9 protein-coding genes are annotated in these 18,985 nt (G+C 69.3%); 4 read left to right on the top strand and 5 right to left on the bottom strand.

All coding sequences use genetic code 11. The annotated features are described in order from the left end of the window. Positions 1-140 precede the first annotated feature (140 nt). From FBX97_RS20160 to FBX97_RS20150, 3 genes are all read left to right on the top strand, one after another. Positions 141-8,816 carry a GH36-type glycosyl hydrolase domain-containing protein gene (locus tag FBX97_RS20160; RefSeq protein ID WP_255517564.1) on the top strand — a complete coding sequence of 2,892 codons (8,676 nt, stop codon included), beginning with the start codon at positions 141-143 and terminating at the stop codon, positions 8,814-8,816. Then, on the top strand, positions 8,816-9,703 hold the full coding sequence (locus FBX97_RS20155; protein WP_141837070.1) for an outer envelope protein: 888 nt from the start codon (positions 8,816-8,818) through the stop codon (positions 9,701-9,703). The genes FBX97_RS20160 and FBX97_RS20155 overlap by 1 nt, the downstream gene beginning before the upstream one ends. Positions 9,704-9,809: 106 nt before the next feature. Then, a complete protein-coding gene (locus FBX97_RS20150; RefSeq protein ID WP_185748668.1) occupies positions 9,810-11,483 on the top strand; it encodes a CehA/McbA family metallohydrolase in 1,674 nt (557 codons plus the stop codon). 67 nt (positions 11,484-11,550) lie between these two features. On the opposite strand, the gene FBX97_RS20145 is transcribed toward FBX97_RS20150, so the two are convergent. Continuing rightward, positions 11,551-12,126 (bottom strand): TMEM165/GDT1 family protein, encoded by a 576-nt coding sequence (locus FBX97_RS20145; RefSeq protein WP_141835775.1) that lies wholly within the window; start codon positions 12,124-12,126, stop codon positions 11,551-11,553. A gap of 111 nt (positions 12,127-12,237) precedes the next feature. On the opposite strand from FBX97_RS20145, the gene FBX97_RS20140 reads away from it, so the two are divergent. Beyond that, positions 12,238-13,857 (top strand): serine hydrolase, encoded by a 1,620-nt coding sequence (locus FBX97_RS20140; RefSeq protein ID WP_141837066.1) that lies wholly within the window; start codon positions 12,238-12,240, stop codon positions 13,855-13,857. Between the two features lie 59 nt (positions 13,858-13,916). Here FBX97_RS20140 and FBX97_RS20135 read toward each other — a convergent pair whose 3' ends face one another. The 4 genes from FBX97_RS20135 to FBX97_RS20120 all read right to left on the bottom strand — a co-directional run bounded on the left by FBX97_RS20135 (position 13,917) and on the right by FBX97_RS20120 (position 18,883). Next, positions 13,917-14,819, bottom strand: a complete 903-nt coding sequence (locus FBX97_RS20135; protein WP_141835773.1) for a hypothetical protein — start codon at positions 14,817-14,819, stop codon at positions 13,917-13,919. Beyond that, complete coding sequence (locus tag FBX97_RS20130; protein ID WP_141835771.1) at positions 14,816-16,405, bottom strand: S1C family serine protease; 1,590 nt, start codon at positions 16,403-16,405, stop codon at positions 14,816-14,818. The genes FBX97_RS20135 and FBX97_RS20130 overlap by 4 nt, the downstream gene beginning before the upstream one ends. 66 nt (positions 16,406-16,471) lie before the next feature. Then, positions 16,472-17,788, bottom strand: coding sequence for an AMP-binding protein (locus FBX97_RS20125; RefSeq protein WP_141835768.1), 1,317 nt, complete (start codon positions 17,786-17,788; stop codon positions 16,472-16,474). Between the two features lie 3 nt (positions 17,789-17,791). Then, positions 17,792-18,883 carry an NAD/NADP-dependent octopine/nopaline dehydrogenase family protein gene (locus FBX97_RS20120; protein ID WP_141835765.1) on the bottom strand — a complete coding sequence of 364 codons (1,092 nt, stop codon included), beginning with the start codon at positions 18,881-18,883 and terminating at the stop codon, positions 17,792-17,794. Between the last annotated feature and the right edge of the window lie 102 nt (positions 18,884-18,985).

Below are 18,985 nucleotides of genomic sequence, written 5' to 3'. Positions count from 1 at the left end.
CGCGTACGTACGCCGCTTGCAAGGCGAGCGTACGCTAACGCACTGTCACTGAAGACCTGATCTCTTAGCATGGCGGCAGCCGTGCGCCCTCGATCCCGCTTGCCAGCAATCGGCTGCGCACGCCAACATCGAGGTCCCTGTTGAAAGACGAACGCCACCGCCCAGACGATGCCGCGCCACTGCGTGCCGACCTGTTCTCCGCCGCCCAGATGGCGGTGCACGGGCGCAGGCTCGCGGCCGAGCACCAGCTGGGCACGCAGCCGGGCAGCGCGCGCCTGCTCGACCGCTTGGCGGAGAATGCCGCCGTCATCCTCGAGGCCTGCAGCGCGCTGACGCTGGCGGCGCGCGATGGCGTGCGCCTGGCGCCGGCCGCCGAATGGCTGCTCGATCACCGCTACATGATCGAGGAGCAGGTGCGCCTGGCGCACAGCCACCTGCCGCGTCATTACAGCCGTGCCTTGCCCTGCCTGGCCCTGGCGCCGGGGGAGGACGAGGCGGACAGCCACCCGCGCGTCTACCGGCTGGCGCTGGAAGCCGTCGCGCATGGCGACGGCCGGGTCGAGCCCGAAAGCCTGGCACGCTTCGTCGCCGCCTACCAGGAAGGCGCGCCGCTGGCGCTGGGCGAACTGTGGGCGGTGCCGATCATGCTGCGCTTGGCGCTGCTCGAAAACGTGCGCCGCATCGCCGCGCGCCAGGCGCACACCTGCAGGCAGCGTGCGCTGGCCAACCGCTGGGCCGACCGCCTGGCCGGCCAGGCCGACCAGCGTCCGGGCGACCTGATATTGCTGGTGGCCGATATGGCGCGCGAGGTCCCGGCGATGGACGCCAGCTTCGTGGCCGAACTGACGCGCCGCCTGCAGGGCCGCAGCGGCCCGCTGACCCAGGCCCTGCAATGGGTCGCGACCCGCCTGGCCGACGACGAGCGCACCATCGAGCAGTCGGTGCAGACCGACATCGCGCGCCAGTCCGCCGACCAGGTCTCGGTGGCCAACAGCATCGGCAGCCTGCGCCTGCTCGGCACCATGGACTGGCGCGAGTTCGTCGAGACCCTGAGCGCGGTCGAACAGGCGCTGCGCCAGGATCCAGCCGGCGTCTACGGCAAGATGGATTTCGCCACGCGCGACCACTACCGCCACACCATCGAGCGCCTGGCGCGCGCCAGCCGGCGCAGCGAAACCGAGGTCGCCGGCGAGGCGCTGGCGCTGGCGGGCGAAAGCGCACAAGGCCAGCGCGAACGTCACGTCGGTTTCTACCTGGCCGGTAGCGGCCTGGCGCGTCTGGAACGGCGCCTGAAGCTGGGCACGGCCGCGCACCGCTCGGTGCGCCGCATGCTGCGCCGCCTGCCGCTGCCTTTTTATCTGGGCGCGGCCGCCATCCTGACGGCATTGTTCACGGCCGCCGCCGTGATCCACGCGCAGGCCGGCGGCGCCGGCGACGCGCTGCTGTTCGCGCTTGCCGTGCTGGCCGCGTTCGGCGCCAGCCAGCTGGCGCTTTCCCTGGTCAACCTGCTGGCGGCGCGCCTGGTGCGTCCGAAACCGCTGCCGCGCATGGATTTCAGCGCCGGCATCCCGGCCGATGCCCAGGCCGTGGTGGCGGTGCCCGCACTGCTGTACAGCGGCGACAACGTGGCCGCGCTGTGCGACGACCTCGAGGTGCGCTACCTGGCCAACCGCGATCCGCACCTGCGCTTCTGCCTGGTGACCGACCTGCTCGACGCACCGCTGCAGGACATGCCGGGCGACGCCGAACTGGTCGAGCAGGCGCGCGCCGCCATCGCCGCCCTGAACGCCAAGTACGCACACGACCCCTTCCTGTTCCTGCACCGCCAGCGTGTCTGGAACGAGGGCGAGGGCGCCTGGATCGGGCGCGAGCGCAAGCGCGGCAAGCTGGCCGATCTGAACGCCTTCCTGCGCAGCGGCGCGCGGACGCCGTTCAGCGTGGTCGAAGGCAGCGCCGACGGCCTGGCCGAAACGCGCTACGTGATCGTGCTCGACGCCGACACCCGGCTGCCGCGCAACACCGCGCGTGCGCTGGTGGCCGCGATGGCGCACCCGCTGAACACGCCAGTGCTGAACGAGGATGGCAGCCGCGTGGCCGAAGGCTACGGCCTGCTGCAGCCGCGCGTGAGCGCCTCGCTGGCGCCGGAAAATGCGTCGCGCTACCAGCGCCTGTGCAGCGGCGAGCCCGGCATCGATCCGTACACGCGTGCCGAGCACGACGTCTACCAGAACCTGTTCGGCGAAGGCTCCTTCATCGGCAAGGGCATCTACGACCTCGAGGTGTTCGAGCGCATGCTCCAGGGCCGCTTCCCGGACGACCGGGTGCTGTCGCACGACCTGCTGGAAGGGTGTTACGTCCGCTCCGGCCTGCTGGACGACGTCCAGCTCCACGAAGCCTGCCCGGCGCGCTACAGCGACGACGTCGGCCGCCGCCACCGCTGGATCCGCGGCGACTGGCAGCTGGCCGGCTGGCTGGGCGCGCGCGTGCCGGCTCCTGACGGCCGCCGGGTGCCGAATCCGCTGTCGCCGCTGTCGCGCTGGAAGCTGTTCGATAATCTGCGCCGCAGCCTGGTGGCGCCGGTGCTTAGCGCACTCCTGCTGCTGTGCTGGGCGCAGCTGGAAGGGCCGGCGTTCTGGAGCGCCGCGGTGCTCGCGATCTTTTTCCTGCCGGTGTTCTTCCAGGCCCTGATCCGCCTGGCCGGCAAGGCGCACGACGTCACGCTGCGCCAGCACCTGCTGAACTGGGCCCAGGACACGTGCAGCGGCGTCGTGCGTGCCATCCTCGACGTGAGCTTCCTGCCCCACGAAGCCTGGTACAGCCTCGACGCGATCGCGCGCAGCGCCTGGCGCCTGGGCGTGAGCCGGCGCCGCCTGCTGGAGTGGAAGGCGTCCAGCCTGGCGCGTTCCAGTACCGACCTGGAAAGCAACTGGCACAACATGACGTTCGCACCGGGGTTCGCGATCGGCACCGCGCTGCTGCTGTCGTTTGCCAATCCGCTGGCACTGTTCGCGGCGGCGCCGCTGCTGCTGCTGTGGTTCCTGTCGCCGGTCGTCGCCTGGTGGATCAGCCTGCCCGTGGCGCGGCCCGCGCCCGCCATCGACGCCGGCCAGCGCCGCTTTCTGCACAGGCTGGCGCGCCGCACCTGGGCCTTCTTCGAAGACCACGTCGGCCCCGAGGACAACTGGCTCCCGCCCGACAGCATGCAGGAGCATCCGGCGCCGCGGGTGGCACAGCGCACTTCGCCCACCAACCTCGGGCTGGCGCTGCTGGCCAACCTGAGCGCCTGGGATTTCGGCTACGCCGCCACCCCCGACCTGCTGGCGCGCACCCGCGCCACCCTGCAGACCATGGGCCGCATGGAGCGTCACCGCGGTCACTTCTATCAGTGGTACGACACCCGCAGCCTGGCGCCGCTGCTGCCGATGGTGGTGTCGACGGCCGACAGCGGCAACCTGGCCGGCCACCTGCTGACCCTGGCCGCGGGGCTGGAACAGCTGGCCGATCGCCCAGCCGCGTCCAGCCGCGCGCTGGACGGCATCGGCGACACCCTGGACATCGTCGCCGAGCTGGCCGAAGCCGGCCCGGCGCCGCTCAGGGACGCGATCGCCGCCATGCGCCTGCAGCTCGGCCCCGAGCGCTGGCGCAGCCTCGACACGCTGCCCGGCCTGCTCGACTGCCTGGCGGCGCTGGCGCGCGCTGCCGTGGCCATCGAACAGGCCGTCGCCGACGATGCCGGCGCCGAGCTGCGCAGCTGGACCGGCAAGCTGGCCGCGCAATCCCACGCCTTCCACGCCGACCTGCTCCTGAGCACGCCGTGGATGCGCGCCGCCCAGGCCTACGTGCTGGATTCGAGCCTGACCCGCATCCCGACCCTGCGCGAACTGGCGGAAGGCGGCGTGCGCCTGCCGGCCGACGATGCGCTGGCCGCGATGGTGGAGGAGGGCGCCGCTCACGCGCGTGCGCGCCTGGACGAGCTGCGCCTGCTGGCGCGCCTGGCGCGCGAGTTCGCCGCCATGGACTTCGGTTTCCTGTACCGGCGCGACACCGGCCTGCTGGCGACCGGCTACAACGTCAGCGAGCGCCGCCTCGACGGCGGCAGCCACGATCTATTGGCGTCGGAAGCGCGGCTGGCGAGCTTCGTCGGCATCGCCCAGGACCAGCTGCCGCAGGAGCACTGGTACGCGATGGGACGCCAGCTGTCCCTGGCGGAAGGCGAGCAGGTGCTGCTGTCCTGGAACGGCACCATGGCCGAATACCTGATGCCGCTGCTGCTGATGCCCGGCCAGCGCGGCACGCTGCTCGACCAGACCTACCGGGGCATCGTGCGCGCCCAGGCCGCGTATGCGGGCCGCCGCGGCATCCCCTGGGGCATGTCCGGGTCCGGCTACAACACGGTGGACGCCGCCATGCAGTACCAGTACCGCGCCTTCGGCGTGCCCGGCACCGGCGCGCGCCGCGACCTGGGCGAAGACCTGGTCGTCGCGCCGTATGCCGGCATGCTGGCGCTGATGGTCGAGCCGGCGCTGGCCTGCGCCAACCTGCAGCGCATGGCGGCGCTCGGTTTCAGCGGCCGCTACGGGTTTTATGAGGCGGTCGACTACACGCCGGCGCGCCTGCCGCCCGGCCAGGCCAGCGCCGTGGTGCGTGCCTTCATGGTGCAGCACCAGGGCATGGGCTTGCTGGCGCTGTCCCACCTGCTGCATGGGCGACCGATGCAGCGCCGCTTCGAGAGCGACCCGCAGCTGCGCGCCACGCTGCCGCTGCTGCAGGAACGCGTGCCCAGGTCCGGCGCCGCCGAGCCGTCGGGCGCCGATCATCCGGCCTTGCGCCAGCCGGCCCAGGCCGCCGGCACGGCGAACGCGGTAGCGCGCAGCGTGACCGATGCCGATGCCGGCCATCCGGAAGTGCAGCTGCTGTCGAACGGCCGCTACCACGTGATGGTGAGCGCCGCCGGCACCGGCTACAGCCACTGGAACGGCCTGGCCGTGACGCGCTGGCGCGAAGATCCGAGCGCCGACGACAGCGGCCATTTCTGCTATGTGCGCGACCTCGACGGCGGCGCCGTCTGGTCGACCACGCGCCAGCCGGTGCAGGCCGCGCCGGAGCGCTACGAAGCCGTGTTCTCGGAAGGCCGCGCCGAATTCCGCCGCAGCGACCACGGCATCGATCTGCACACCGAGATCGTGGTCTCGCCGGAAGACGACATCGAGCTGCGCCGCACCCGCATCGCGAATAAATCGGGCCGGGTGCGCCGCATCGAGCTGACCGGCTACGCCGAAGTGGTGCTGGCATCTGCCGCCATCGACGCTGCGCACCCGGTGTTTTCCAGGATGTTCGTGCAGACCGAGATCCTGCCCGAACGCGGCGCCATCCTGTGCACGCGCCGGCCGCAGACGCCGGACGAGCGGCCGCCGGTCCTGCTGAACCTGATGGCGGTGCATGGTGCCGCAGTGGATGAGGGTGACGCGGCAAGCTTCGAGACCAGCCGCGCCGCCTTCATCGGCCGCGGCCGGCGCAATGCGCTGCCGGCCGCGCTGGCGGACAGCGGCCCGCTCGGCGCGCATGCGGGCACGGTGCTCGATCCAGCGGTGGCGATCCGGCGTGTCCTGACCTTGGCGCCCGGACAGGAAATCACGGTGGACGTGGTGCTGGGCGTGGCCGCCACGCGCGAGGGAGCGATGCAGCTCGTCGACAAATACCAGGCCCAGGAAGCTGGCAACCCGCTGGCCGACCGCGTGTTCGAGCTGGCCTGGACCCACGGCCAGGCGGTGCTGCGCCAGCTGAACGCGAGCGAGCCGGACGCCCAGCTGTACGGCTGCCTGGCCGGTGCCGTGCTGTATCCGCAGGCCGCGCTGCGCGCCGACCCGGCCCTGATCGCGCGCAACGGCCGCGGCCAGTCGGGGCTGTGGGCGTATGCAGTGTCGGGCGACTGGCCGATCGTGCTGCTGCAGCTGCGCGACAGCGCCAATATCGAGCTGGCGCGCCAGCTGGTGCAGGCGCATGCCTGGTGGCGCCTGAAGGGCCTGACGGTGGACCTGGTGATCTGGTGCGGCGACGGCGATAGCGGCGGCGCCGGCGGCTACCGCCAGGGCTTGCGCGACCAGATCATGAACCTGATCGCCGCCGGACTCGATGCGCAGTCGCTCGACCGCCCCGGCGGCGTGTTCGTGCGCGCGCTCGAACAGATCCCGAACGAGGACCGGATCCTGATGCAATCAGTGGCGCGGGTGGTGCTGTCGGACGAGCGCGGCAGCCTGGCCGACCAGCTGCGCCGTGGCGGCCTGCAGAAGCCGAACCTGCCGCCGCGGTTGGAGACCGTGCCGCCAGCGCAGGTGCCCGCCGCGCAGCCGCAGCCGCTGGCGGTGCCCCCGCTGCAGCTCGACAACGGCATCGGCGGCTTCAGCGCCGACGGCCGCGAATATGTCATCCGCATCGGCCCCGGCCGGCCGACGCCGGCGCCCTGGTCGAACGTGCTGGCCAGCCCGATGTTCGGCAGCGTGGTCTCGGAAAGCGGGCAAGTCTACAGCTGGAACCAGAACGCCCACGAATTCCGCCTCACGCCCTGGCACAACGACCCGGTATCGGACCCCGGCGGCGAAGCCTTTTATATACGCGACGAAGAGAGCGGCGTGTTCTGGTCGCCGACCGCCTTGCCGGCGCCGTCCGGCGCCGATTACCTGACGCGCCACGGCTTCGGCTACAGCGTGTTCGAGCACGCGGCGCATGGCATCCGCAGCGAACTGCAGACCCATGTGGCGCTGGATGCGCCGCTCAAGTACGTGGTCGTCAAGCTGCGCAACGAGGGCACGTCGCGGCGGCGCCTGTCGGTCACCGGCTACGTCGAATGGGTGCTGGGCGACCTGCGCGAGACGTCGGCCCTGCACGTGGTCACCGAGCACGATCCGGCCAGCGGCGCGCTGTTTGCCCGCAATGCCTACAACACCGATTTCTCGGGCCGGGTCGCCTTCTTCCACCTGGATGCCGAACAGGTTTCGTACACCTGCGACCGCCTCGAATTCATCGGACGCCACCGCAGCCTGGCCAGTCCGGCGGCCCTTGAACGTGCCGGCCTCTCGGGCCGCAGCGGCGCCGCGCTCGACCCGTGCGCCGCGCTGCAGACGGTGGTCGAACTGGCGCCCGGCGAGGAGCAGGAGCTGGTGTTCATGCTGGGCGTCGGCGGCCGCCGCAACCTGGACGCAGCCGGCATGGTGCAGCGCCATGCCGGCGCAAGCAACGCCCACGACAGCTTCGCCCGCATGCGCGACTGGTGGGACGAGACGCTCGGCGCCGTGCGCATCGAGACGCCGGAACCGGCGCTGGACGCGCTCGCCAACGGCTGGCTGTTGTACCAGACCATCGCCTGCCGCCTGTGGGCGCGCACCGGCTACCACCAGTCGAGCGGCGCCTACGGTTTCCGCGACCAGCTGCAGGATGCGATGGCGACGGTGCACGCGCGTCCCGAGCTGCTGCGCGACCACCTGCTGCTGTTCGCCGGCCACCAGTTCGTCGACGGCGACGTCCAGCACTGGTGGCATCCGCCCCACGGCCGCGGTGTGCGCACGCGCAGCTCGGACGATTATCTGTGGCTGCCGCTGGCCGTGTGCCGCTACGTGGAAGTCACCGGCGATACGGCGCTGCTGGACCAGGTCGTGCCCTTCATCGAGGGACGGGAACTGCGGCCCGACGAAGCCGCCTCGTATGACTTGCCGGAGCACTCCAGCCAGCAGGGCAGCCTGTACGAGCACTGCGCGCGCGCGATCCGGCGCGCGCTGGTGTTCGGCGGCCACGGCCTGCCGCTGATCGGCAGCGGCGACTGGAACGACGGCATGGACCGCGTCGGCGCGCAGGGGCAGGGCGAGAGCGTCTGGCTCGGCTTCTTTTTATATGAGGTGCTGCAGCGCTTCGCCACGCTGGCCGAGGGCCAGGCCGACTACGGCTTTGCCACCACCTGCCGCAGCGCGGCCCAGGTGCTGTCGCTGAATATCGAGGAACACGCCTGGGACGGCGAATGGTACCGGCGCGCCTGGTTCGACGACGGCACCACGCTCGGCGCGCGCGACAACCAGGAATGCCGCATCGATTCGATCGCGCAGAGCTGGGGCGTGCTGTCCGGCGCCGCCGATCCGGCCCGCGCACGCGCGGCGATGGACGCGGTCGACGCCCACCTGGTGCGGCGCGACGCCGGCCTGGTCCAGCTGCTCGATCCGCCCTTCGACGGCGCCGGCCCCGACCCCGGCTATATCGGCGGCTATGCGCCCGGCCTGCGCGAGAACGGCGGCCAGTACACCCACGCCGCGATCTGGGCCACGATGGCGTTTGCCGGCCTGGGCGACAGCGAGCGCGCCTGGGAACTGCTGCGCATGATCAATCCGGTTAACCACGCGCGCGATCCGCAAGCCTGCGCGCGCTACATGGCCGAACCCTACGTGATGGCGGCCGACGTCAGCGCGGCGCCGCAGCACCTGGGGCGGGGCGGCTGGAGCTGGACCACCGGTTCGGCCGGCTGGATGCTGCGCCTGATCGTCGAATCGTTGCTTGGCGTGGCGCGAAGCGGCGAACGCTTGGCGCTGACGCCACAACTGCCTACCGGTTGGGATGGCTTCCGGCTACACTACCGTTACCGCGGCAGTACATACACGATCGAGGTGCGCAAAGGCACCGATGCTGCGCTGATCGTGGACGGTTTGCCGCAAGACGATGCGTCGATCGCGCTGGTGGACGACGGCAAGCTGCACAAGGTGGAACTGACGGTCGCCTGCGGCGCCGCCGACCCTGTCGCGACCGGCCCCGCCCACGACACGACCTGCGAAAAATGATGAGACTCACAACAACGAATGCCGCCGCCCTGATCCTGCTGGCGATGTCGGCATCCGCACCTGCAATTGCCGCCGACTGGAGCGATACCGCCATCAGCTGGCGCTACGGCACCCGCTACCGCGAACCGGTCAACCCGTCCGATATCAAGAAGAACATCTTTGCGCTGACCCACGCCAGTGGCTACAAATACGGCTCCAACTATTTCAACCTCGACCTGCTGCAGTCGGACAAGAACGACCCCGCTTCCTTGACCCAGGACGAAGGCGCACAGGAAGCCTATGTGGTCTACCGCCATACGCTCGACATCGGTGCCCTGCGCGGCGCGCCGATCCAGTACGGCAAGGTGAAGGGCCTGGGCCTGGTGCTCGGCTTCGACTGGAACACCAAGAACGACGTCGGCTACAACTCGCGCAAGCGCATGCTGGTGGCCGGCCCGACCCTGATGTGGGACGTGCCCGGTTTCCTCAGCACTGGCCTGCTGCTGATCCACGAGAGCAATGCGCCGAGCGGCGCCTTCCCGCCGATTTCGCAGGTCAACGGGCGCTATACCTACGACACCCACGCCATGTTCTCGGCCAGCTGGGGCATTCCGCTGCCGGCGAACCTGCTCGGCGACTGGGCCCAGGGCTGGGGTTTCGAAGGCTACCTGAACTACATCGGTGCCAAGGGCCGCGATGAAGTCGGCAACTCGACCGGCGCCGAGACCAACCTCGACATGCAGCTGATGTACGACCTCGGCAGCCGCTTCGGCCAGCCGAAGAACCGCTTCCGGGTCGGCGTCGAATACCAGTTCTGGAACAACAAGTTCGGCAACACGTCGGCCACCACCGGCAACCGCGGCCAGCGTGCCAGTACGCCGATGGTGCGGGCCGAATACCATTTCTGAGGGTTATTGCAAACGAGTCAATATTTGTCAAAGAGATATTGATTAATTGACATTGGGGTGATCCGCACATCAAGGCGGGAATTGATGCAATTGCAAAAATTGCATCATGAAAACCTCATTCCGACTCTCATTCCTGGTGCTGGCCGCCGCCAGCTTGTTCAACCCCGTGAAGCTGCCGGCTGCAAAGGCTGCGCCGGCCGTCATCGCCGCCGCGCAGCACGAGCACAGCGAATTCGAGGCAACGCTGAACGCGCCTTACCACGGCGACGGTACCGTCCGTGGCCAGCCGGACGCGCGCAGCTTCACGCTCTCCTTTGATTATCCCGGCTTGCAGCAAGGCCTGGGTGCGCGCTGGCAGCTGGAACTGGTGGCGCCCGGCGGCCGCACGGTGCAGCGCTGGCAGGGCAGCGTGCAGCTCGCCGGCCGGCCGCGCGACGTGACCGTGCGCTGGCAGGGCCGCCTGAACGGACGCAGGCCGGCGCCCGGCATCTACCGCGTGCGCCTGCACGCAGTCGCCGACGAGACGGTCGAGCAGAGCTGGGAGATCGCCGTCGGCCAGCTGCCGGCACCCCTGATGCCCGCCTTTGCACCGCTGCCGACCGCGCACCCCGGCATGGGCGCCGCGCCGGCACCCGCCAGCCTGCCGTACACGGTCTACTACGGCAACCTGCATAGCCAGACCAGCCACAGCGACGGCGGCGCGCCGCTCGACAACTGCAAGGGCGCGCAAGAGCCGCAGACCGCACCCTACGGCCCGGATGCCGCCTACCCGTACGCCCGCGACCGTGGGCTGGACCTGCTGATGGTCTCGGAACACAACCACATGTACGACGGTTCCGACGGCACCGACAGCGGCGCCGACCCGGCTGTGGCGAAAGCCCTGTACCAATCGGGGCTGCAGGCGGCGCGTGGCTTCAATGCGGCGCATCCCGGCTTCCTGGCGCTGTACGGCATGGAGTGGGGCGTGATCAGCAAGGGCGGCCACCTGAACATCTTCAACAGCGACGAATTGCTGGGCTGGGAAAAGAATGGGCGCGGCGACCTGCTGGCCGACACCGCGACCGCGCGCAGCGACTACGGCGCGCTGTACACGCTGATGAAGGAGCGCGGCTGGATCGGCCAGTTCAACCACCCGGCCAACGGCGGCCAGTTCGTGGTGAACGGCGTGGCGCTCGGCTACACGCCTGACGGCGACGCCGCGATGGCGCTGTGCGAAGTGCTGAACACCTCGGCCTTCTCGACCAACGACAAGGAGCAGGAGACCCGCCGCAGCAACTTCGAGCAGGCCTGCAACAAGGCGCTGGAAGCCGGCTACCACGTGGCCTTCAGCAGCAACCAGGACAACCACTGCGCCAACTGGGGCGCGTCCTATACCAACCGCACCGCCGTGCTGGTGCCGAACGGCGTGCCGCTGACGCGCGACAGCTTCGTCGAGGCCCTGCGCGCGCGCCGCGTGTTCGCCACCATGGACAAGCATGCGCAGCTGGTCTTCACGGCGAACGGCCGCCTGATGGGCGAACGCTTCGACAACAGCGGCCCGCTGGTTTTGAAGGCGCATTACGCCAGCGATGGCGGCAAGCGGGTGGCGTCGGTGGCGGTGATGGAGGGCGTGCCGGGACGGAATGGCACGGTGACGCAGGTGGCGGCGCAGGCCGAGGTGAGCATCGTGCCGGCGCCGGGGCAGCACTTCTATTATGTGAAGCTGACGCAGGACGATGGGAATGTCTTGTGGTCGGCGCCGGTGTGGGTGAATCAGGTGGCGCCGGCGATCAAGCCTTGATGTCCGCTGCTCATGCACGTCGCCCCTGCCTTCGCAGGGGCGACGGTTTTAAGTGCGACGGCCTTAATCAGAATCCGAGATTGCGCCCTGCACCCAGCAGTGTCGCCACCCCCAGCACCACAAAGATCAGCGCCGCAATCCCGTGCACCAGCTGCAACGGCGCCTTGCCCGAGATGCGATCCCCAAAATACACCGCCGGCACATTCGCCAGCATCATGCCCAGCGTGGTCCCGGCCACGACCCACACCGCCGACGCATAGCGCGCCGCCAGCGCCACCGTCGCCACCTGGGTCTTGTCGCCCATCTCGGCCATGAAGAAGGCCAGTACCGTGGTCAGGAAGACGCCGAACCTGGCGCGCGGCGCCTCGTCGCCGTCGATATCGTCGGGCACCATGATCCAGGCCGCCATCGCGATGAAGCCGATACCGAGCACCCAGCGCATCACGTCCGGGCCGAGCAGCTTCCCGGCCAGTGCGCCGACCGCGGCGGCGAACGCGTGGTTGGCGATGGTGGCGACGAAAATGCCGAGCACGATCGGCAGCGGGCGGCGGAAGCGGGCAGCGAGCAAAAAGGCGAGCAGCTGGGTCTTGTCGCCGATTTCGGCGAGGGCGACGATGCCGGTTGAAACGAGAAAGGCGTCCATGCGGGGACCGGGCGAAAAGGCCGGATCATAACAGAGAAAAATGCTATCCTGCTCGCGCCCATGGCTGGCGCCGCGCCAGCAAGTCAATACAGGAAACCGAACGTGCAATCCATGAATCGCATCGCAGCAGCCGTCTTGATCGCCTTTTCCGGCGCCGCTTTTGCCCAGGCGCCGGCCGCCGTCCCCGCTGCCCCGGCGACCATCGCCACCGCAAGCGCAGCGGCCTACAGCCTGGAAGCCGACGTCACCCGCGCCATGAAGCTGTTCGACGTGCCGGGCATCGCGATCGCGGTGGTCAAGGATGGCAAGGTCGTCGCCGCGCAGGGCTTCGGCGTGCGCAAGCTCGGCGCGCCGGAGAAGGTCGATGCGAAAACCCTGTTCGAAGTGGCCTCGAATTCGAAAGCCTTTACGGCGGCCGCGCTGGCGATGCTGGTCGACGAGGGCAAGCTGGCATGGGACGATCCGGTCACCAAGCACCTGCCCGACTTCCAGATGTACGATGCCTACGTCACCCACGAAATGACGGTGCGCGATCTGCTGACCCACCGCAGCGGCCTGGGTCTCGGCGCCGGCGACCTGCTGTGGTGGCCGACCACCAACTTTTCGACCGACGAGATCATCCACAAGCTGCGCTTCATCGCGCCGAGCACCAGCTTCCGCAGCAGCTACGCCTACGACAACCTGCTGTACATCGTGGCCGGCAAGATCATCGCGGCGAAGTCCGGCAAGACCTGGGGCGAGACCATTCACGAGCGCATCCTGGGCCCGGTGGGCATGACCACCACCACCACCAGCCTGGCGGAGAATGCCGGGAATCCGAACGTCGCCAACGCGCACAGCAAGATCGACGGCAAGATCGCCGCCGTCAAGTCGATGCCGGTGCCGAACGCGGTCGGCGCGGTCGGCATCAACACCAATGCCGAAGACATCGCGCGCTGGATGAACGTCCTGCTCGCAGGCGGCAGCCTGGGCAAGGACGCGAACGGCAGCGAAGCGCGCCTGTTCAGCGCCAAGCAGGCGCAGGAAATGTGGACCGCGCAGACGCCGATGCGCATCAGCACCCCGAATCCGAAGCTGGCCGGCACCAAGCCGCATTTCGCCGCCTACGGCCTCGGCTTCCAGCTGCGCGACTGGCAGGGCAAGCTGATGGCGCTGCACAGCGGCGCGCTGCAGGGCTTCTATTCGAAAGTGGTGCTGGTGCCGGAAGCGAAGCTGGGCATCGCGATTCTCACCAACGCCGAAAGCGGCGGTTCGATCAACGCGCTGCAGTACCAGCTGGTCGACCATTACCTCGGGACGCCGAACGCGCCCGACTGGATCGGTGCCGTCGCCGCGGTCGAGAACGAGAACCACGCCAAGGAACAGGCCCGCCTGGCCACCACCAAGGCCGCGCGCGCCGCGAAATCGCAGCCGTCGCTGGCACGCACCGCCTACGACGGCGACTACCAGGACCCGTGGTACGGCATCGCCACCATCAAGCATGCCGGCGGCAAGCAGATCCTGTCATTTGCGCGTACGCCCGACCTGACCGGGGAACTCCAGCACTTCCAGCACGACACCTTCATCGTGCGCTGGAAGGAACGCAACTTCAATGCGGATGCGTATGTGACGTTTGCGCTGAATCCGGACGGGAGCATCGAGCGCATGAAGATGCAGCCGATGTCGACGGAAACGGATTTCAGCTACGACTTCCAGGATTTGAACTTTACGCCGGTGAAGAAGAGCCAATAAGGCGTTTGTACCCGTTACGTTGGCCCGTCTGCAAGTCAACTCGAGTAACAAGTGTTATTTCAGATCGGCGGCACCGGATTGAACCCCGCTACCGCCCGATACCGCCCACCCTGATAGCGCAGTACCTGCCGCTGGTCGATCGCCGCCGGCGCCGCCGCATGCGCCTCGGCGCGGCTGATGGCGCCATGGTAGTGGACCACCAGGTCGCCCGGCTGGGCGCGCGCCGGGTCGACTTGCCAGTTGCCGTCGATCGTATAGCAGTCGTGGTTGTCGGGCGGGGTGCCGCTGTCGTGCAGGCCGCTATCCTGCGGCGGCGCCTTGACCAGCGGCTGCAGGCGCCGTGCGCAGTCGAGCGCGGCGTTGACGTTGGTGCCCGACAGCGCCATCTCGACCACCGGCGTGCCCTGTACCGTGGGACCCTGCAGTTCGTACAGCGCCAGCCAGGTACCGCAATAACCGCCCCAGCAACTGCCGTATTCCACGGCCACGCCCTGGCGCTGCCCCGACAGCGCGACCCGGTGCAGGCTGGCCTCGCCGAAGAAGCCGCGCAGTGCAAAGATGCCCTGGCTGGCCGCCAGCGTCCATGCGCCGCCGCGGCGTGCGAACTGGTAGGCTGCCAGCGCCCGCGGCACGGTGTGCGCGGCCGCTGGCTTGCCGTCCGCGCCGGCCGGCACCAGGCCGGCAACCAGGGTCAGGTGGGTGGCGTCGGTACGCAGCACCAGTTCGGGCGCGGCCAGCACGCGCTGGGCGCCGGTTTCCCAGTTGGCGCCGCGGACATCGGTCACGCCGGGGAGGTGCGGCACGGTCACGGTCCGGACGTGGCCGGCCGCGCTGTCGTCCCAGCCGGGAAAGGCCTGGGCCATGAGCCGGCCCATGTCGGGTTCGGCCGCCTGCGCCGCCGGCCCGCATGCGGTCGCGGCCAGCCCGGCCGCGGCAGAGAGGATCGCGGCGCGCAGCGTCACAGCTTCTTGCCGTTCCAGACGTCCATCATGTCGGGCGAGCCCTGGGAGCGGATGCCGTTGTCCGACAGGACGCCCTCGGTCGCCTCCAGCATCGCCTTGCGCGGCAGGACCATGGTTTCGCCGGCGCGCTGGGCGAAGCGCAGCACGATCAGTTCGTCCTTCTGGTCGCGCAGCAGCGACACCAGGTGGCGCAGGCTGCGCACCGGCACGCCGTTGACCGATTCCACCACCGCGCCGAAGCGGTTCGAGTAGCCGGCCACCAGCTTGTGCGGGAAGAACGGCGAACTGATCACCACCAGTTCCTCGTGCTGGGCGTCGGGCTCGTCGCCGCGGCGCGTCACCAGCGGGCTGCCGAGGTAGCTCATCGCATTCATGGTGGCGGCGTTGGCATTGAGCGCCGCCAGGAACTCGTTGGTGGCGCGCGAGAACACGATCGGGCCATACACGAAATACGACGGGTAGCTGCCGTCCAGGCTCGGGATCAGCATGCCGCGGCGGTTGCCGACCGGGACCTGCACCTGCAGCGGCCTGCCGTCGCGGACGATGGTCAAAGGCACCTTGCCGTCGCGTGCCACCTGCTGCACGCGGTACTGGAAGCGCACCCGCAGGTTCGGACCCAGCTTGACCATGCCCTGGTTGTCGACCGGGTAGTCGCCGACGCGGGTGATGATGTCCCATTCCTTGAGCGGGTAGGCGGCGTCGCTGCGCGCCGGGCGGTGCACCAGCGCGCCCTCGACCGATTTATCCAGTTTCAGGTACTGGCGCAGTACCGGGTTTTCCAGCGTCTGGACGTCGTCGACCAGCTGCGGCTTGCCGTCGTAGCGGCCGTCGGCGACGTCGCGGAGGAACAATTCGACTTCCTCGTTCGGGATCACGTAGCCGATGTTCTGGGCGTTGGCGGCCACCATGTAGGCCAGGCCGATCATCTTGTCGCCGGCGATCACCGGGCCGCCGCTGTTGCCGGGGTTGATCGGGGCGTCGATCTGCACGCGCAGGCCGGCGTTGCCGCCGAAGTAGGGCACGAATTCGACGCGCGAGACGATGCCCTTGGTGATCGACAGCGAGTTGCCGCCCAGCGGATAGCCGTAGGCCATCACGGCTTCGCGCACGTCCGGCAGCACGCTGGCGCGCGGCACCGGCTTGTGCTTGTCGAAGAAGGATTCGTCGTCGAGCTTGAGCACCGCCAGGTCCATGCCCGGCGCGATCGCGACCACGGTGGCGCCGATCTTGTCGCCGTCCTGGCTGGCCTGCACTTGCACCTGGCTGGCGTAGCCGACCACGTGGGCATTGGTGAGGATGCGCTTGCCCTCGATGACGACGCCGGAACCGGTAACCTCCTGCGGCGTCGCCTTGGTCCAGGGTTTGTAGGGATCGGGGCGGCGCAGGCTGGAGAAGATCTTGACGACGGAATTCTCGACGGCGGGTGAAGCGGCGGCGACCGTCGGCGGGGCGATGGCCTTGCTGGGCGCGGCCGGCGTGCCGCTCGTGGGCATCGGGATCTGGCCGGCGTCCTGGGCGTGGGCGGCGAAGCCGGCGCAGGCGAGCGCAAAGGGGAGAGAAACTGCGGCGAGGCGGACGATCTTCATGGCGTGATTATGGTTTCCGGATGCAGCAGCATACACGTGCTGTCCATGCGGAAAATACGCGGATTGTCACGCCAGCGCGCTGACCACCAGCTTGCGTTTGCCGTTCGGCGCCAGCGGGATGTCGCACTCTTCCTGCAGCGCGATATCGAAGAAACCGCCCCAGCGGCGCCGCTGGGCGTCCAGCACGAAGGCGCGCTGGTCGGCGCTGAGGACGCCGTGGCGCGGCACCACCGCCAGCGTGATCGCGCCGGGGCGGCGCTGGCGCACCTGGTACAGGCGCACGAAGTCCCAGGTGACTTCGTCGATGACGATGGCCAGGCCGGGGATGCGGCGGCCGCTGCGGTCGACCAGGAAGTCCTGGCCGCGGCCGTCGATCGCGGCGCAGCGTCCGCCGGCGCCGATGCGGCCGTAGTCGCCGGTGCGGTAGCGGATCAGCGGCATCAGGTCGTTCCACAGCGAGGTGCCGACGATCTCGCAGCGGTCCTCGTCGATGCGGTTCTCGGACCAGCCGTACAGCGGCTGGAAACGGTAGCCGCCCAGGCCTTCGTCGTCGTAGCCGGCAAACGCCAGGTTGGTGCGCTCGGACAGGCCGTAGTTGAGCGACACCGGGCAGCGGAACAAGCGCCGGATCGCCGCCAGCTGGGCCGGCGTGGCCGGTTCCGAGGCCAGCAGCACGGCCCGCACCTGCAATGCCAGGTCGCCGGGCTGCAGCAGCTCGGCCAGCGCCGCGGCCGAACTCGGGTAGGCGTGCACGTAGGCCGGGCGGAAGCGTGCGATGGCATCCACGATCGCGCCGCGGTGCGCGGCGTCGAGGTGGTAGGGCGACAGCATCAGGCGGTTGCCGGCCACGCGCGTGGGCGCTTCGTGCGCCAGGCGGCGCGCGTCGGCACCGATGCGCAGGATGCGCGCCTTGTCGAAGGAAAAGCCGAACCGGCCCCACTCATGGGTAAAAAAGGCTTTTTCGATGTCGGCCAGGCGCTTGCTGCGCCACATGCCGATGCCCTGGCCGGACGAGCCGCCGCTGGTCGCGTACAGCAGTTTATCGGGATCGGCGCGGCAATCGAGGAAGTCGCGCTGCTGCGCCATCACCTCGTCCTTGCTCAGATAGGGGAAGCAGGCCAGCACCTGCTCCAGCGGCTCGTGCGCCGCCTCGTGAGCACCCAGCCGGACGTTGCGCCGGTACCAGGGCACGTAGGCGAGCGCGTGCACCAGCACCCGGCGCAAACGCCGCCGCGCTTCCTGTGCGACCCGGATGTCATCCTGCGCCAGCAGTGCCTGCACCCGGAAGAAATCGGGGTGGTACAGGACGCGCGCGGGCAGGAAGCGGCGCCACGCGTAATAGCCGGCGCCCACGCGTGCCGCCAGCCAGGCTTGCGCCGCCATTGCCTAGCCGTTGACGAGCCGGCGGAAGGCGACCGCCGACAGGTGGCCGAGGCCGAGGCTGGCCAGGGTCCGTCCCTCGCGTGCGAAGTCGCGTCCGAGCAGACCGCCGGCAATCACGATCAGGGCGTCGGCCACCGGCGTCGGCACGGCCATCAGGCGCCCGATCGACGCCATCAGCGCCAGGCCCATCGGCACGTCCTCGGTGAGGAAGCGGGTGTCGAGGCGGTTCGGGCCCTTCGGTCCGCCCTCGCGCGCATAGCGGCGGAATACCTCCAGGCCGGGACGCGTCAGGTCTTCCTCGTTGCGGAAGCGGCACTCGTCGAAGTAGGGCGAGGGCGTGCCGCCGCTGGCTTCGATCACCGCGTTTTTCTCGGCATCGAGCCGCGCCAGCAGGCGCAGCACCGAGGGCGTGAAGGCTTCGCGGTACATCCAGAATTCGCCCTGCGCATATTCGATGCGGCTGGCCGAGAGCAGGGTGCCGATCGTGTGCACGATCAGGTTCGGGTTGTGCAGCGCCGACTCGACCACGTTGCTGCGCGTGGCCACATAGGTCGGGAACAGGCGCGCGGCGCGCTCCAGGCCTTCGCCGGCACGCGCACGCGGCACGAAGGCGAGCGCGTTGCGCACGTTGCGGAACAGGACGTCGACCACGCCCGGCGCAGCCAGGCGCGCATCGTAGGGCAGGCTCTCGCCCTCGGCCAGCAGGAAGCCGGCGCGCTCCTGCCACGGCAGGAAGTAGCACGAGCCCATGTTCCCCGGGGCCAGCAGCACCAGCGGGCGCGCGTCGAGCCGGGGGCCGAGCAGGCTTGCTACCTGCGGGTGGAACTGGGTCTGGGTGGTGACGATCACGGCATCCGGGGCGGTAGAAAACGCTTCGGCGACATCGCGCGTGGCCAGTGCCAGCCGCGCCCGGCGCGTGACGCCGCCGTCGGGATGGCTGACGACGGTGATGGTCCTGGTTTCGCGTACCGTGTCGAAATTGTCGTCGTGCAGGGCGTGCGAAGTCTTGAGCAGGACGACGTGGTGGCCGTCCAGTGCAAGCAAGCCCCCGAGCGCGCAGCCGGCGTTACCGGCGCCAACCATTAGCACATTCATGTTTGAACTCCGTCAGATGAGCGGATGACGAAGCTTGACGATGCCAGTGGCAGGCGCGGTGAGGTTGCGTTAGCTCAGTTATGTTCGGCGGGTGAGCGGGAA

Origin of the sequence: Herbaspirillum sp. SJZ107 (assembly GCF_006715485.1) — a bacterium.
Taxonomy (GTDB): domain Bacteria; phylum Pseudomonadota; class Gammaproteobacteria; order Burkholderiales; family Burkholderiaceae_D; genus Telluria.
The sequence above is the reverse complement of the archived record's forward strand: the minus strand, read 5'-3'. Positions and strand labels throughout refer to the sequence as shown.